We start from the raw sequence: 15,605 nt of genomic DNA on the forward strand, positions 1-15,605 counted from the left end.
GCGGGCGGCCTCAGTCGCGGGAGTGGCCGCCGAGCCACTCGGCCAGCATCAGCTCCGTCGCCTCCCGCATCCGGTCGAAGCGGCCCTCCTGCACGTCGTCGCGGAGCTGCTCGGCCGTGTAGCCGGCTCCGGCCGCGTACTCGGCGTCGCCCTCGAGCCAGCCCGCGGCCATCGCGCCGCTCAGCTCGGGGTGGAACTGCACGCCCAGCAGCCACTCGTCGATGCCGAACGCCTCGACGGCGTAGGCGTCCGAGGAGGCGAGCAGCGTCGTGCCCGCGGGGAGGTCGAAGGTGTCGCCGTGCCACTGCATCACCGGCACTCCCGCCAGGTGGCGCAGCGGTGAGCGCATCCCGGCGTCCGTGGGGTCGACGCGGCGGAAGCCGACCTCGCGGGTCGGACCGGGACGCACCTCGCGTCCGAGCGCGGCGGCGATCAGCTGGGCGCCGAAGCAGATGCCGAGGGTCGGCCGTCGGTGGTGCAGCCGCTCCTGCAGCAGGGCGATCTCGGGCGAGATGAACGGGTGCCGCGCGGTCTCGTAGACGCCGGCGCTGGAGCCGAGCGTGACGACGAGCTCGGGCTCGTCGAGGTCGACGGAGCCGAGATCGGTGCCGGCCACGGCGTCCACCGTCCAGCCGTGCTCCCGCAGCATCGGCTCGAGGACGCCCAGGCCCGCTCCGCGCTCGTTGACGATCGCCAGTGCGCGCCGCACCTCAGCCGACGCTCTCGGCCGCCGCGGGAGGGTTCCCGCTGTCGGCGCTTCTCGCCCTGCCGCCTCCGGATGCGCTCACGTGGTCTCCTCGTGGATCCTGGTGGTGCCGGTCGGTGGTCGGATCATCCTAGGGTCCTGCGGATCGGGGGAGGACCCCCTTCAGGTCCGCGGTCGCTCGCGGTTCGTAGGATGAGCGGGTGACCGACGACACCGTGCTGCTCCCCTCCATCGCCGTGCTCGGCCTGGGCTCGATGGGCGGTGCGATCCTCAGCGGACTGCTCGCCCCCGGCGTCCGCATCGACGGCGGTGTCCGGGTGACGAACCGCGACGCCGTCAAGGCCGCCGCGTGGAAGGACCACCCGGTCGTCACCGCGTTCGCGACCGAGGAGGACGCCGAGGCGAACCGCCGGGCCGTCGCGGGCGCCTCCGTCGTGCTCGTCGCGGTGAAGCCGCACATGGTGGCCGCGCTGCTCGAGGAGATCGCCGACGCGCTCGCTCCGGGGACCGTCGTCGTGAGCGTCGCGGCCGGAGTCACCGTCGCCGCGTTCGAGAGCCGACTGCCCGACTCGGTGCCGGTGCTGCGCTCGATGCCGAACACGCCGGCCGTCGTCGGCCGCGCCGTCACGGGGCTGAGCGCGGGGACCCGCTCGAGCGGCGAGGACCTCGCGCTCGTCCGCCGCCTGTTCGAGACCGTCGGCGAGGTCATCGAGGTCCCGGAGTCGCAGCTGGACGCGCTCTCGACGATCTCGGGCTCGGGACCCGCCTACGTGTTCCTGCTGATCGAGGAGCTGATCACGGCTGCGATCGCCAAGGGGTTCACGCGCGAGCAGGCGTCGACGATGGTGACCGGCACGTTCCTCGGCGCCGCCGAGCTGCTCGTGCACTCGGGCGAGGAGCCCGCCGAGCTGCGCCGCCGGGTCACGAGCCCGAACGGCACGACCGAGCGGGCGATCGCCGTGCTGCAGGAGGCGGACCTGGCGTCGCTCTTCACCCGGGCGACGGACGCGGCGCTCGCCCGCGCACGGGAGCTCGCCGCGTCCTGAACGCCCGGGCCTAGGCCGTGTTGATCAAGATCTCGCGTGCTCCGCTCGTCCTGATCGCACGATCTGCGGCGTCGGAAACCTCGGTCGATGCCCGCATCGACCTTCGGCTTCCTCCTTGCAGCTCGCACGATCAGGCCGTGCTCGCGACGGCGACCTCTTGGTCAACACGGCCTAGGAGCCCAGAGCCGCGAAGCGCTCGATGTCGCTGGGTGTTCCGCTGACGACGATGAGGTCGTGGTTCGAGACCACGGTCTGCTCGGTCGCGTAAGTGAACGGCTTGCCGGGGCTCTTGACGCCCACCACCGTGACCCGGTGCTTGCGCCGGACCCCCGACTCCGTGAGCGTGAGCCCGCGGATGGGCTTGGGCGGGTACATCTTGGCGAGCACGAAGTCGTCGTCGAACTCGATGAAGTCGAGCATGCGGCCCGAGACCAGGTGCGCGACGCGCTCGCCGGCCTCGGCCTCGGGGTAGATGACGTGGTTCGCGCCGATGCGCTCGAGGATCTTGCCGTGCGAGCGCGAGATGGCCTTGGCCCAGATCTGCGGGATCTTGAGGTCGACGAGGTTCGCGGTGATGAGCACGGACGCCTCGATCGAGGAGCCGACGGCGACGACGGCCACCTGGAAGTCCTGCGCGCCGATCTGCGCGAGGGCGTCGAGCGAGCGCGCATCCGCCTGGACCGCGTGGGTGACCCGCTCGGACCACTTCTGCACGAGCCCGGCGTCGGCGTCGACGGCGAGCACCTCGCGGTCGAGTCGGTCGAGCTGGCCGGCCGTGGCGGCACCGAAGCGCCCGAGGCCGATCACCAGCACCGGGGCGTCGTACCTGATGCGGTCAACCAACGATGGGCCTCTCTTCCGGTCGTCTGAACAACTGCCTCCGCTGACTCGCGGCGAGCGCGGCGGCGAGAGTCACGGTACCAACGCGGCCCATGAACATCGTCAGCGCCAGAACGTAGACGCCGGACGGCGGGAGCTCGGCCGTGAGCCCCGTCGACAGCCCCGACGTCGCGAAGGCCGAGATCACGTCGAACAGCACGTAGTCGAGGGAGGCCTTGGTGATGTGCAGGATGATCACCGACGAGACGGCGACGGTCGTCGCTCCCCACAGCACGACAGAGACCCCCAGGCGCAGCACGTCGTTGGGGATCCGGCGGCCGAACGCCTCCATGTCGTTGGTGCCGCGGGCCTCCGCGAACGCGGCGAGGAACAGGATCGCCAGCGTCGTGACCTTGATCCCGCCCGCGGTCGAGGCCGAGCCTCCGCCGATGAACATCAGCATGTCGGTGACGAGCAGGCTGGAGCCGTTCAGGTCGGGGACGGAGATCGTCGAGAAGCCGCCCGACCGGGTCATCGTGGAGAGGAAGAACGACTGGAAGACGGTGTCTCCCGCGTCGAGCACGCCGAACGTCTTCGGATTGTCGAACTCGAGCACGATGTAGAGCGCCGCCCCGGCGACCAGCAGGATCAGCGACGTGACGAGCGTGAGCTTGACGTGCACCGACCACTTTCGCGGGCGGCGCCAGCCGCGCGAGAAGGCGTAGATGACGGGGAAGCCGATCGAGCCGAGGAAGACGCCGATCATCAGGATCCCGAGGAACCAGTAGTCGTCCTGGAACGGGGTGAGCCCGGCGGCGTTCGGCGAGAACCCGGTGTTGGTGAACGCCATCGCCGAGTAGTAGAAGGAGTGCCACACCGCCTCGCCGATCGGGATCCCGTCGATCAGCATCCGCGGGAACAGCAGGAGGGCGACGACGATCTCGATGACGGCCGCGCTCACAGCGACGGTGGTCAGCAGTCCGCCGATCTCGCCGAGCCGCACCGCCTGGCCCTCGGCGACGGGGCCGGAGTGGATCCGCAGCGGGTTCGAGTCGCTCGCGACCATGAGCTTGGCGCGGAGGCCGAGGCGGCGCGAGACGGCCATGCCCATGATCGACGCGAGGGTCAGCACGCCCAGGGCGCCGATGTTGACGCCGACGAAGATGACGGAGTGGCCGAACGCCGACCAGTGCGTCGCCATGTCGACCGTGGCCAGGCCCGTGACGCAGATGACGGACATGGCGGTGAAGAACGCGTCGTGCAGCGGAGTGACCTCGCCGGCGGTCGTCGAGACCGGCAGGGAGAAGAGGAGCGTGAAGACCAGGATCAGCGCCGAGAAGATCAGGATCGCGAAGCGCGAGGGGGAGCGGCCGGCGAAGTCGTCGATGAGGTCGCGAGCCCGCTCGAAGCCCGACCACGGGGAGACGGGCGAGACCCCGACGGGGCTGCGGAACTGCTGGCGAACCACCACGGCGGATCCTCCACTCGATCGCGGCCATGCTACCCGGTCGCTGTACGGCTCCCGGGCCCGCCGGCCGGCCGCTCTCCCGGGCGCCGCAGAGGGCGGCCTGGCTACTCTGGGCGCATGCCGGACATCTTCGCGGTGATCGCCGACGGCACCCGCCGCGACATCCTCTCCCTCCTGCGCGCGCAGAGGGAGGCGGGACCGTCGGGCGCCGGGGGCATCAGCGTCTCGCAGCTCGTCGCCCGCCTCGAGCTCAGCCAGCCCACCGTGTCGAAGCACCTCAAGGTGCTGCGCGACGCGGGACTCGTCACCGTGCGCGAGAGCGGGCAGCACCGCTTCTACGCGCTGCAGTACTCGCCCCTGGAGGAGGTCGAGGACTGGCTGATGCCGTTCCTCGAGACCGAGGACGAGCCCGCGCTGCTCGACGCGGCGGCCGCGGCCCGGGCGGAGTCGCTGGGCCGGGCGATCGCGGAGCGGACCCACCAGGTCAGCACGGTCGTGCAGGACATCCAGCGCGGGGTGAGCGAGGGGGCGACGAAGGTCGCCGAGGCGCTGCGCATCCGGAAGTGACGCGTGTCGGGGCGCTCGCCGCGTCGGGGGTCTGCTAGGCCGTGACCCGGGCGCCCGCTCGGTCGTGTAAGCTCGCGTGAGGCATTTTCTCGTAAGCGGCCGTCCGTCGGGCGGTCGACCCCCCTGAGCGTTGTGAGGTCTTCGTGGGTTCTGTTATCAAGAAGCGTCGCAAGCGTATGGCGAAGAAGAAGCACCGCAAGCTGCTTCGCAAGACTCGCCACCAGCGTCGCAACAAGAAGTAGGCCCCGGCCTCTTCCCCTTCGAGCGTCCGCTCCCCACCGGGATCGGGCGCTCGTCTGCGTTCGGGAGCGATGCGGTCCTGTCGCGGTTCGGCCTGCGCCAGCGGGGTCGGGCCGCCCGAGCCTCCCGTCTAAACTGGGAGCATGGTGGACATCGCGCTGACTCTCGTGGGGAAGCCCGGCTGCCATCTCTGCGACGACGCCCGCGCGGTGGTGCAGGGGGTCCTCGCCGATCTCGGGCCCGCCGCTCCGGCCGTCTCGCTGTCGGAGGTCTCGATCCTGGACGACGCCGAGCTGCACGAGCGCTTCGTCGAGGAGATCCCCGTCCTCCTGATCGACGGTCGAGTCCACAACTACTGGCGCATCGACCCCGTCCGCCTCCGCCGAGCCCTCCTGGAGCACCCATGACCGTCCGCCACGTCGTCGCCTGGAAGCTGAACGCCGTCGACCCCGCGCAACGGGCCGAGCACACCGAGCAGATCTCGGAGGCGCTGCGCGGGCTGCTGCCGATCATCCCCGAGATCGAGTCGATGACGATCGGGAAGAACACCCTGTTCCCGAAGGACAACTTCGACATGGTGCTGATCGCGGACTACGCCGACGCCGACGCGCTCAACATCTACGTCGAGCACCCGGAGCACCGCCGCGTCGCGGGCTTCATCCGGCCGCTCGTGCGCGAGCGGGCCTGCGTCGACTTCGAGGTCTGAGCGGCGGGGTCTGACGGCGACCCGCCCCGAACCGACACGCGTCCGTGACCGGATCGTTGCGGTGAACCCCACACACGGGGGACGGACTGGCCGACGAGTGGGGCATGGATCCGCATAGTCTCTTTGCGGGGACCGCCGCTCCCCGCATCCGGGGTGCACTCAGCACTCCGACGGGGAGGAACATCCATGTCACGTCAGCGACGCCGCACCGCGGCCTCCGCGCTCGTCCTGGCCGCGCTCGTCGCCGGCCTCGCGCTGCCCGCCGCCGCTCAGGCGACCGAGCTGGTGCCCGGAGTCTCGGCGCCCGCGGTCACGGAGCCGGTCCTCGCTCCGGTGGTCGCGCCGGTCGTCCCGCCCGTCGAGGAGGTGCCCCCGGTCGTCGAGCCGGAGCCCGAGCCGGAGCCGGAGACGCCGACCGTGCCGAGCGTGCCCTCCGAGGAGCCGGCGCCCGAGGTGCCGGGCGTTCCGTCCGAGCCGGAGCCGACCACGCCGACGCAGCCCCAGCCGCAGCCGAGCACGCCGACCCAGCCGGAGCAGCCGGCGCCGGAGCAGCCCTCGCAGCCGAACCAGCCCGCCCAGCCCGCGCAGCCGAACCAGCCCGCCCAGCCGAATCAGCCCGCGCAGCCGCAGGCCCCGGCCGGGGGGACCACCGGCGGCACCGCCACCACCGAGGCCGGCACGACGGCTCCGCGGCCGTCCGCTCCCGGACGCACCCTGCTCTCGACCTCCGCCGCCGACCCGGCCGCGGCGCCCGCTCCCGTCGCCGAGGGCCAGCCGGTCGCCGAGTCCGCGGCTCCCGCCGTCTCGGTCTACCTCACCCGCGACGCGGGAGTGGACCCGGGCGCGCTGACGGTCGACCTCGCCCGCTTCTACGGTGTGGGTGCCGCCTACGCCGGGTTCCAGCGCGGCGAGAGCGCGACGGGCGTGCTGCGCGCGCCCGACGGCACCGAGACTCCGCTGACCGGCGACGACCGCCAGGACGGCGCGACGACCAGCACCGGCTCGGCCACCGTGCCGGCCTCGGCGCTGTCGGCGACGGGCGAGTACTCGATCACCGTCACCGGCGACCGCGGCTCCACCGCCTCGACCACCTTCTCGCTCGTGGCCTCCACCGGGCCGGGCGTCCTCGTCGAGCCTCGCGACGGCTCCGGCGCCGAGACCGGCGCTCCCCGCGGCGCGGTCTGGGGCTTCGACTCCGGCGAGGCCGTGACGATCGCCGCGGTCACGCCCACCGGTGTGAAGGCGGACCTCGCGGTCGGCGCGCTGTCGGTCCGGGTCGACGACCTCGGCTGGTCGGACCTCGTGCTGGGCGACGCGATCGTGGCGACGCCCACCGCTCCGGTCTACTGCCTCGTCGCGACGGGGACCGCCTCCGGGCGCACCGCCGCCGTCACCGTCGGCTACCCCGTGGACGGCGTCTCGGCCGATCTGCCCGACGCGGCGCAGGTCTGCGGCATCGCGATCGCGACCGCCGGCGCCGAGCCGGTGCTCCCCTCCACCGAGGCCTCCGGGCAGACGGCCGGAGTGGCTCTGACGATCGGCGCGGGCGCGCTGGTGGCCGTGATCCTGGCGATCGTCATCGCGAACATCGTGATCCGCCGCCGCCGCGAGTACGACGACCTCTTCATCGGCGGACCGCTCCCGCACCAGACGCAGGAGTGACCCGACGCCGGCGGGAACGCCGGTCAGGACGCGGAACGCCCGCGGGACGACGAGGTCCCGCGGGCGTGCCGTGGTTCGTGGGCGACTGCGTGCTCAGTCGATCGGGCTGAACCGCAGGAGGATCGTGCGCGCCTCGGGTCGCAGCTGGAAGTCGGGCCAGACGTCGGGTCCGCAGGCGCGGGAGCCCAGGCCGTGCTGGGCCGCGTCGATCGTCAGCACCGAGCGCGTCGACTCCGGGAGCTCGTGCGGGTGCTGCGCGACCCCGATCTCCTGCGGGGTGTGCCGGGCGAGGGTGAAGCCGGGCAGGCGGCCGTGCAGATCGGCGGCGGCCTCGATCCGCAGGCGCGCCGCGCCGTTCTCGTGCAGCACGAGCTCGCGCAGCGAGGAGCGGTGCCCGCTCTCCTGCGGGCGAGCGTACGGCGTCGTCAGGGCGTCGATCCCCGCCGAGAAGCGTCCCACGCGGGCGGCGCGGAGGCTGTCGGGGTACGACTCGAGCGGTCCTGTGCCGAACCACGCGGCTCCGTCGATCGACCCGGGGAGCTCGAACGTGAGCCCGAGGCGGGGCCAGACGAGATCCCAGCGGCCGGTGGGCGCGAGGTCGGCGCGGAGGACGACCGCGTCGCCGTCGGCCGTCCAGTGCTCGTCGACCAGGAGCGCCGCGTCGAGGTCGGCGGCGGACCAGCGGGTGCGGCGGCGGAGGCCGTCCGAGGTGTCCAGGCTCTCGAGTCGGGATGTCAGCCGGTCCAGGCCGACTTCGCGCCAGCGGGCGGCCGAGGACGGGGCGGGCACTCCGCGTCCGTCGCCGGCGTTGGGGTCGCCGCTGAGGTAGGCGGGGAACCCGGCGCCCTCGTCGTTGTCGGTCGGGGCGCGCCAGAGCTCGGCGCGCGGGCCGTCGACCGCCAGCCCCGCGAGCGACCGGAGCCGTCCGCCGGCGAAGCGCGCCGCTCCGACCGCGTCGCCGCCCTGCGTGCCGCGTCGGGCCCGGGCCCACGCGGGCTGCGGCGCGGGGGCGGAGAGGCGGCGCTGCGCCGTGGAGACGAGGTGACCCTCCGGGGCCCAGGCGGTCGCCGCGGCGAGCACGACGTCGACGGTCAGCCAGGTCTCGCCTTCCGCGGCGACGTCGACCTCGGGGAGCGCGACGGTCGCGGAGTCGCCGGCGGCGATCGCTCCGGTCTCGAGGACGCCGTCGGCGATCCTCCGCCCGTCGACCTCGGCGCGCCAGAGCACGCGGAGGTCGGCGGTCGAGGCGTCGTGCCGCCGGTTCTCGATCAGCACGGAGTCCTCGCCGATACGGGCGCGGACGGGAGCGACGATCTGCTTCCACTCGAACAGGCCGGGGCTCGGCGTGCTGTCCGAGAGGACCATGCCGTCCATCACGAAGTTGCCGTCGTGGACGACCTCGCCGAAGTCGCCGCCGTAGGCGTAGTACTCGACGCCGTCGGGCGTCCGGGCGCGGAGCCCGTGGTCGCGCCACTCCCAGACGAAGCCGCCGTGCAGGCGCGGGTAGCGCTCGACGAGGTCCTCGTACTGGTCGATGGCGCCCGGTCCGTTGCCCATGGCGTGCACGTACTCGCAGAGCAGGAACGGCTTGGAGCGCTGGCGCGCGGACTCGCCGGGGGAGCAGCCCAGGAGCGTCGTGCGCGAGTCGTCGTCGCCGATCTGCCGGGTCTCGGGCACCGAGGAGTACATCCGCGAGTACACGTCGGTGTACGCGCCGGTGTAGTCGCCCTCGTAGTGCACTGGGCGCTCGGGGTCGCGCCCGTGCACCCACGCCGACATCGCGGCGAGGTTCGCTCCGGTGCCCGCCTCGTTGCCGAGCGACCAGATCACGATGCTCGGGTGGTTCTTGTCGCGCTCGACGGTGCGCTCGATGCGGTCGAGGTACGCCTCGCGCCAGGCGGGGTCGTCGCTCGGGTTGCCGGCCCAGCCCCAGCGCTCGAAGCCGTGCGTCTCGAGGTCGCACTCGAGGATCACCCAGAAGCCGAGCTCGTCGGCGAGGTCGAGCAGGCGCGGGTGCGGCGGGTAGTGGCTGGTGCGGATCGCGTTGACGTTGAACCGCTTCATCAGGGCGAGGTCCTCGCGCGCGGCGTCCTCGTCGAAGGCGCGCCCGCGGTCCGGGTGGGTCTCGTGCCGGTTCACGCCGTGGAACACGACGCGCTCGCCGTTCACCAGGAAGCGGTCGCCGCGGATCTCGACGGTGCGGAAGCCCAGTCGGAGCGACACGGTCTCGCCGGCGGACGCGATCTCGGCGTCGTACAGGCGCGGCGACTCCGCCGACCACGGCTCGACGGCGTCGATCGCGATCGGAGCGACGTCCTCGGCGCTCGCCCACTCGACCTCGAGGTCGAGCTCAGGCACCCGGAGCACCACGGGGTAGGCCTCGGGGGACGCGACGAGCTCGGTCTCGAGCCGGCCCGCGCCGTCGGCGAAGGCCGTCCGCACCCAGACGTCCTCGATGCCGCCGACCGGACGGGCGATCAGGTGCACGGAGCGGAAGATCCCGGGCAGCCACCACTGGTCCTGGTCCTCGACGTAGCTCGACGCCGACCACTGGTGCACGCGCACCACGACGAGGTTCTCGCCCGGGCGCACCGCCTCGGTCACGTCGAACTCCTGCGCGAGGCGGCTGCCGGATCCGATGCCGATCTCGACGCCGTTGACCCAGACGCGGTACCGCGACTCGACCCCGTCGAACCGCAGGACGACCGCCTCGGCGCCGGTCCACGACTCCGGGACCTCGATCGTGCGGCGGTAGTCGCCGGTGGGGTTCTCATCCGGTACGAACGGCGGCTCCGTGGCGAACGGGAACTGGACGTTCGTGTAGGCGGGGAGGCCGTAGCGGCCGTCGCCCTGCAGCACCCAGTGCGCGGGCACGGGGATCGAGTCCCAGGCGGAGTCGTCGAAGGACTCGGCGGCGACGTCGTCGACGCCCTCTCCCTCGGGCAGCACGTCGATCCCGCCGAGCGTGCCCGGAGCGGCCGGCAGCAGGCGGAACCGCCACTGCCCGTCGAGCGGGATCGTCGGGGCGTCGGTGTGCAGCCAGGAGCGGGCGCGGCGGCGCAGTCCCCGTCCGGGACCCGTGTCGGTGAGGTAGTGCTCGGGGGTGGGGGTCACTGCGCGGAGCCTTCCGTCAGGCCGCCGCGCCGGGACGCCGCGGCATCGCGCGCCTCGGAGCCTCCGATCGGAGTCGAGTCGTCACGTCGTCGTGGGGGGCGCCGCCGCGGGCGGCTGCGCCGTTCTGGACGCTACCACAATGTCGAGTAGCCACTCGAAATTGGAGGGGAGGGGTCACATCGTCACGAACGAGATGATGGTCGGCCCCAGCACCGCGATGAAGAGGACCGGGAGGATGAAGAGCATGAGCGGGAAGAGGATGTTGACCGGGATCTTCATCGCCTTCTCCTCGGCGCGCATCCGCCGCTTGAGGCGCATCTCCTGCGCCTGCGTGCGCAGCACCGCGCTGACCGAGACACCGTAGGCGTCGGCCTGCACGATCGCCCGGACGAAGGTGCGCAGATCCGGGACCGACGTCCGCAGCTCCAGTGCGCGGTACGCGTCGCGGCGGGTCATGCCCACGCGCATGTCCTGCAGGGTGCGCACCAGCTCCTCGGCGAGCGGCCCCTTGCCGTTCTCGCCCGCGCGGGCCATGGCCGCCTCGAAGCCGAGCCCGGCCTCGACGGCGATCAGCATCTGGTCGAGGGTGTCGGGCAGCTCGAGGCCGATCGCCGCCTGCCGCTCGAGACCGCGGCTGTGCAGGAGGAGGTCGGGCACGAAGTAGGCGACGACCACGACCACGAGGATCAGCAGGACGAGGATCGGCGGCGGCTGCCGGACGAGGACGAGGGATCCGGCTGCCGCCGCGACGAGCAGCAGAAGCGGCTTGGCCAGGACGACCCGGCCCAGCGGCCACCCGGCGGGGCGCCCGGCGTGCGCATGCAGGCGGTCGAGCCGTGCGAGGGCCCCGGGCGGCAGGAGCCGCTGGGCGATCCGCTCGAGCCGCTCGGCCGTCGAGCGGGCGTCGACCGTCTCCTCGACGAGGCCCTGGGTCAGGTTGCGCCGGGCCGCGGTGCGCTCGTCACCGGCCGGCGCGAGAGCGGCGAACAGCAGGGGGAGCGCCGCCAGCAGGCAGAGGGACGCGATCAGCACGGGACTGCTCCTCAGAACTTGAAGCTGATGACGCGGCGCATCCAGAGACCGCCGATCACGAACATGATCGCGGCGACCACCATCAGGACGAAGCCCAGCCAGTGCTCGGTGAACTTCGCCACGTAGGAGGGACTGGTGAGGGAGAGGATGCCGATCACCGCGAACGGCATCGCCATGAGGATGTAGACCGACATCTTGCCCTCGGCGGCCAGCGCCGAGATCTGGCGGCGGATCTGGTTGCGCTCGCGGATCGTGTGGCCGACCTGGTCGAGCACCTCCGCCAGGTCGCCGCCGACCTCGCGGTGGATGCCGATCGCCTGCCCGACCCAGCTCAGGTCCTCGCTCCGCATGCGCTCGGCCATCTGGGCGAGCGACACGTTCAGGTCGCGGCCGAGGCGCGTCTCGTTGACGACGCGCGCGAACTCCTCGGCGGTCGGCGACTCCGACTCCCGCGAGGCCGCGTCGATCGCGCGCAGCAGGGAGTGGCCCGCGCGCAGGCCGCTCGCGAGCAGCTGGAGGGTGCCGTCGAGCTGATCGGCGAAGCGGCGCCGCCGTCGATCCGCGAGCGTGCGGAGGAGCACGACCGCGCCGCCGAGGACGACGACGACGAGCAGGACGCCCAGGATCGCGGACCCCGCGAGCAGACCGAGCAGGAACGCCACGACGACGGCGGCCGCCACGAGGATCAGCAGCTCGGAGGGGGACTTCTTCAGGCCCGCGTCGCGCAGGGCTCCCGTGAGCCGCTCCGTCCAGCCCTGCTTCAGCAGCGCCGCCGAGATCACCTCGCTCGTCGAGCGGGTGAGCTGGGTCAGACCGGAGTCCTCTGCTCCCGCATCCGGGCGCCGACGCTCGATCGGCAGCCGGGGGCGGGAGGAGGCGAGCACTCCGAAGACCACGACGAGCACCGCCGCGTAGCAGAGCACGGCGCCCAGGACCGCCATCATCGGCGCTCACCCGGCACGGGCTGGGCGAACACCCGCGGCGAGACCGTGATGCCCAGCTCGGCGAAGCGGTCGAGGAACCGGGGCCGGACGCCGGTCGCGACCGGGCCGCCCTGGATCCGACCCGAGGCGTCGACTCCCGCGTAGTCGAAGACGAAGGCGTCCTGCAGCACGACCACGTCCCCCTCCATGCCCTGCACCTCGGTCACGTGCGTGACCCGGCGGCTGCCGTCGCGCATGCGGGTGAGCTGGACGATCACGTCGACGGCCGACGCGATCTGCTCGCGGATCGCCCGCAGCGGCAGATCCATCCCCGCCATCAGCACGAGGGTCTCGAGGCGGGCGATCGCGTCGCGCGGGGAGTTGGAGTGCACGGTCGAGAGCGAGCCGTCGTGCCCGGTGTTCATGGCCTGCAGCATGTCGAGCGCCTCACCGCCGCGGCACTCCCCGACCACGATGCGATCGGGGCGCATCCGGAGGGAGTTGCGCAGCAGCTCCCGGATCGAGACCTCGCCGCGGCCCTCGATGTTCGCCGGGCGGCTCTCGAGCCGCACCACGTGCGACTGCTGCAGCTGCAGCTCGACCGCGTCCTCGATGGTGATGATGCGCTCGCCGTGGGGGATGAAGGAGGAGAGCACGTTGAGCAGGGTCGTCTTGCCCGTGCCGGTGCCGCCCGAGACGATGATGTTGAGGTGCGCGCGCACGCAGGCGTCGAGCAGCTCGGCCATCTCGGGCGTCACCGAGCCGAAGCCGACGAGGTCGGACACGGTGAGCGGATCGCGGGAGAACTTGCGGATGGTGAGAGACGAGCCGTTCACCGCGAGCGGCGGGATGACGGCGTTCACGCGCGAGCCGTCCTCGAGCCGGGCGTCGACCAGCGGCGACGACTCGTCGATGCGGCGCCCCACGCGGGTGACGATCTTCTCGATCACGGCGCGCAGCTGCGCCTCCGAGCGGAACCTCGTGCCGCTGAGTGTCAGGCGGCCACTGCGCTCGACGAAGATCTGCTCGTGCCCGTTCACCATGATCTCGGTGAGGGTCGGGTCGTCGAGCAGCGGCTGCAGGGGACCGAAGCCGAGCACGTCGTCGGCGATCTGTGCGACGAGCCGCTGCCGTTCCTCGGGCGTGAGCGGGGCGGACTCGGCGTCGACGATCTCGCCGAGGATCTCGCGGGCCTGGCCGAGCAGGTCGGCCTCGGCGAGCGTGGGGTCGTTGAGCCTCGACCCCATCCGGCGGAAGAGCTCGTCGCCGACCCGGCTCTTGAGGGCGAGCAGTCCGTCCTCCCGCGCGCGCTCGTCCTCCTGCGGCTCGGGATCCGGTTCGGGCGCGACAGGGGGGAGTGGCGCGGCGACCGGCACGTAGGGCGCGTCGCGCTCGGCGTGCTTGGAGGCGAGGCGTTCGGCGAGGCTCACTGGATCCTGACCCTTCTGCGCGGGGCCGTGCCGACCGCGCCGGTGAACGAGCCCGCGAGCCTGCCGAGCAGCACGGCGGCTCGGGAGCGGCGCTTCGAGAGCAGCAGCGGCTGCCCCATGTTGACCGAGAGCGCGAGGTCGGCCGATCGCGGCACGACGGCGGTGACGGACATCCGCACGGTGGCCTCGATGTCCTTGACCGTGATGCCCGACTTCTTCTCGGCGAGGTTCACGACCAGGTGGCGGTTCTCGGGCAGCAGGCCCAGCTCCTCGAGCACGGTGAGCTCGCGGCGGAGTCCCCGGACGCCGGGGACGTCCATCGCCGTGACGAAGAGGGCGTCGGTCGCGACCTCGAGTGCGGCGAGGGTGTGGTCGGTGAGGCCGGCGGACGTGTCGACGACGACGTAGGCGAAGTCGGAGGACAGCTGGCGGAGCAGGTGCGTGACGGCGTCCGAGGAGATGCGGTCGGCGTCGGCGGGGTCCTTCGGCGCGCTCAGGGAGTAGAAGCCGGCCTCGTGCACGGCGAGGTAGGCCTTGAGGACGAGGAGGTCGGAGGCGGCCGCGGCACCGACGGCGTCGCGGAGCGTGTGCACCGGATCCAGGCCCAGAGCGCTCGCGACGTCGCCGAACTGCGCGTCGAGGTCGACCAGGACGGTCGAGAGCGGAGCGACGCGGCCGAGGGCGACGGCGAGGTTGACCGAGAGCGTGGTCTTGCCCACTCCGCCCTTGGGGGACAGGACGACCACGATCTTGCGCTGCGGGCCGCTCCGGGCCGCCGGGCGATCGCCGATCCGTGCCTGGGCCGCGCGGCTCGAGCGGCGCAGCACCTCGCCGAGGGCGTCAGCGTCCGCATCGGGGGCGATCACGTCGCGGACACCGGCGCGCATCGCGGCGACGGCGAGCTCGGGATCGGGGTCGTCGACGAGGACGAGCGTGATCCGCGGGAAGGAGGAGTCGAGCGCGGCCGCGAAGCGCAGCGCGGCGGTGCGCTCGATCCCGGGGCCGATCAGGACCACGTCGACCGGCTCCTCGCCGGGCGGAGGGAGGATCGCCTCCGGGCGCAGGCCGGTCGCCTCGGCGGGGACCGCGGTGACGCCGGAGCCGTCGTCGCCGACGAGGGCCGCCGAGACGCGGTCGAGGAAGGCGGCGGAGTCGGTCACCGCGAGGAAGCGGGTCACGGGAGGATCTCGGCGGGAGTGATCACGCGGATGCCGCTCGGGTCGGTACCCTCGGGCTGCTTGGTGAGCCAGATCGTGGCGGACTGGGCCGCGCTGACGATCAGCTCGGCGTCGGGGCCGTTCACGGCGAAGGTGACGAAGACGGATCCTCCGGGGAGCGGAGTGACTCCGCTCGCGTCGCCCTCGACCGGGGAGCCGAGCCCCTGGAGCGTCGTGATGAGGACGTTCTGCAGACGCATGTGCGTCTTGTCGCCGACTGTGATGACCACTCCGACGGTGTCGCCGGGAGCGAGGGCGCCTCCGACGACCCGCTCGGGGCTCAGCGGGACGGTCACCTCCTGCAGTCCGGCGGGGACGTCGACGCGGCCGGGCACATCGAGAGCGTCCGGCGAGACCATCCGCGTCGCGAGCAGCTGCTCACCGGTCACCAGGTCGACCGACGTGACCAGGCCGCCGAGGCCGTCGAGGGTGGTCGCGGCGCCGACGGCGACGGCTGCCTGAGGGAGGGCCTTCACCTCGACGTACTGCGAGAGCTGGTCGGCGGGGGTGCCGGCGGGGGCGTCACGGGCGAGCACGAGGACGTCGATCGGCCGCTGATCCTCGAGGGCGCGCTGATCGGCGTCCCGTGCGTAGAGGGTCACGGCCATCACGCCGACGACGGCGAGCACGAATCCGAGGATCGCGAAGAGGATGCGGAGCTTCACGGGGCAGGGG

General features: G+C 72.6%; 15 protein-coding genes. 6 read left to right on the forward strand and 9 right to left on the reverse strand.

The features are described 5' to 3' along the window. Positions 1-10: 10 nt before the first annotated feature. Complete coding sequence (locus ASF48_RS09795) at positions 11-709, reverse strand: glutamine amidotransferase-related protein (protein WP_055790391.1); 699 nt, start codon at positions 707-709, stop codon at positions 11-13. A 197-nt stretch (positions 710-906) separates the two neighbouring features. On the opposite strand from ASF48_RS09795, the gene proC reads away from it, so the two are divergent. Beyond that, positions 907-1,752 carry a pyrroline-5-carboxylate reductase gene (proC, locus tag ASF48_RS09800; RefSeq protein WP_082481204.1) on the forward strand — a complete coding sequence of 282 codons (846 nt, stop codon included), beginning with the start codon at positions 907-909 and terminating at the stop codon, positions 1,750-1,752. A 171-nt stretch (positions 1,753-1,923) separates the two neighbouring features. Here proC and ASF48_RS09805 read toward each other — a convergent pair whose 3' ends face one another. Together ASF48_RS09805 and ASF48_RS09810 are read right to left on the reverse strand one after the other, a co-directional pair. Continuing rightward, complete coding sequence (locus ASF48_RS09805; protein WP_055790397.1) at positions 1,924-2,595, reverse strand: potassium channel family protein; 672 nt, start codon at positions 2,593-2,595, stop codon at positions 1,924-1,926. Continuing rightward, a complete protein-coding gene (locus ASF48_RS09810; protein WP_055791516.1) occupies positions 2,588-3,958 on the reverse strand; it encodes a TrkH family potassium uptake protein in 1,371 nt (456 codons plus the stop codon). Before ASF48_RS09810 ends, ASF48_RS09805 begins: the two co-directional genes overlap by 8 nt. A gap of 198 nt (positions 3,959-4,156) precedes the next feature. Between ASF48_RS09810 and ASF48_RS09815 the strand changes: the two genes are divergently transcribed. From ASF48_RS09815 to ASF48_RS09830, 5 genes are all read left to right on the forward strand, one after another. After that, entirely contained in the window at positions 4,157-4,606 is a 450-nt protein-coding gene (locus tag ASF48_RS09815) for an ArsR/SmtB family transcription factor (protein ID WP_055790400.1), read from the forward strand. A gap of 143 nt (positions 4,607-4,749) precedes the next feature. Beyond that, positions 4,750-4,848 carry a 30S ribosomal protein bS22 gene (locus ASF48_RS19015; protein WP_003792170.1) on the forward strand — a complete coding sequence of 33 codons (99 nt, stop codon included), beginning with the start codon at positions 4,750-4,752 and terminating at the stop codon, positions 4,846-4,848. A gap of 141 nt (positions 4,849-4,989) precedes the next feature. Then, on the forward strand, positions 4,990-5,253 hold the full coding sequence (locus ASF48_RS09820) for a glutaredoxin family protein (protein ID WP_055790402.1): 264 nt from the start codon (positions 4,990-4,992) through the stop codon (positions 5,251-5,253). Beyond that, positions 5,250-5,552 carry a Dabb family protein gene (locus ASF48_RS09825; RefSeq protein ID WP_055790406.1) on the forward strand — a complete coding sequence of 101 codons (303 nt, stop codon included), beginning with the start codon at positions 5,250-5,252 and terminating at the stop codon, positions 5,550-5,552. The genes ASF48_RS09820 and ASF48_RS09825 overlap by 4 nt, the downstream gene beginning before the upstream one ends. Positions 5,553-5,738: 186 nt before the next feature. Continuing rightward, complete coding sequence (locus tag ASF48_RS09830) at positions 5,739-7,214, forward strand: hypothetical protein (RefSeq protein WP_055790409.1); 1,476 nt, start codon at positions 5,739-5,741, stop codon at positions 7,212-7,214. A gap of 93 nt (positions 7,215-7,307) precedes the next feature. On the opposite strand, the gene ASF48_RS09835 is transcribed toward ASF48_RS09830, so the two are convergent. The 6 genes from ASF48_RS09835 to cpaB form a co-directional block, all read right to left on the reverse strand. After that, a complete protein-coding gene (locus tag ASF48_RS09835) occupies positions 7,308-10,328 on the reverse strand; it encodes a glycoside hydrolase family 2 TIM barrel-domain containing protein (protein ID WP_055790412.1) in 3,021 nt (1,006 codons plus the stop codon). Between the two features lie 174 nt (positions 10,329-10,502). After that, positions 10,503-11,360: a type II secretion system F family protein gene (locus ASF48_RS09840; protein WP_082481206.1), complete on the reverse strand. Its 858-nt coding sequence runs from the start codon at positions 11,358-11,360 to the stop codon at positions 10,503-10,505. An 11-nt stretch (positions 11,361-11,371) separates the two neighbouring features. Beyond that, positions 11,372-12,304 carry a type II secretion system F family protein gene (locus tag ASF48_RS09845; RefSeq protein WP_055790415.1) on the reverse strand — a complete coding sequence of 311 codons (933 nt, stop codon included), beginning with the start codon at positions 12,302-12,304 and terminating at the stop codon, positions 11,372-11,374. After that, a complete protein-coding gene (locus ASF48_RS09850) occupies positions 12,301-13,713 on the reverse strand; it encodes a CpaF family protein (protein ID WP_055790419.1) in 1,413 nt (470 codons plus the stop codon). Before ASF48_RS09850 ends, ASF48_RS09845 begins: the two co-directional genes overlap by 4 nt. Continuing rightward, positions 13,710-14,891: an AAA family ATPase gene (locus ASF48_RS09855; protein ID WP_055790422.1), complete on the reverse strand. Its 1,182-nt coding sequence runs from the start codon at positions 14,889-14,891 to the stop codon at positions 13,710-13,712. The genes ASF48_RS09850 and ASF48_RS09855 overlap by 4 nt, the downstream gene beginning before the upstream one ends. Further along, positions 14,888-15,595: a Flp pilus assembly protein CpaB gene (cpaB, locus tag ASF48_RS09860; protein ID WP_055790425.1), complete on the reverse strand. Its 708-nt coding sequence runs from the start codon at positions 15,593-15,595 to the stop codon at positions 14,888-14,890. Before cpaB ends, ASF48_RS09855 begins: the two co-directional genes overlap by 4 nt. Positions 15,596-15,605: the final 10 nt, after the last annotated feature.

Source organism: Rathayibacter sp. Leaf299 (assembly GCF_001423055.1).
In the GTDB taxonomy this organism is placed as follows: domain Bacteria; phylum Actinomycetota; class Actinomycetes; order Actinomycetales; family Microbacteriaceae; genus Rathayibacter; species Rathayibacter caricis.

Coding starts and splice junctions, on each gene's coding strand:
- ASF48_RS09845 (WP_055790415.1), bottom strand. CDS start 12,304: ATGATGGCGGTCCTGGGCGCCGTGCTCTGCTACGCGGCGGTGCTCGTC.
- ASF48_RS09825 (WP_055790406.1), top strand. CDS start 5,250: ATGACCGTCCGCCACGTCGTCGCCTGGAAGCTGAACGCCGTCGACCCC.
- ASF48_RS09815 (WP_055790400.1), top strand. CDS start 4,157: ATGCCGGACATCTTCGCGGTGATCGCCGACGGCACCCGCCGCGACATC.
- ASF48_RS09830 (WP_055790409.1), top strand. CDS start 5,739: ATGTCACGTCAGCGACGCCGCACCGCGGCCTCCGCGCTCGTCCTGGCC.
- ASF48_RS09820 (WP_055790402.1), top strand. CDS start 4,990: ATGGTGGACATCGCGCTGACTCTCGTGGGGAAGCCCGGCTGCCATCTC.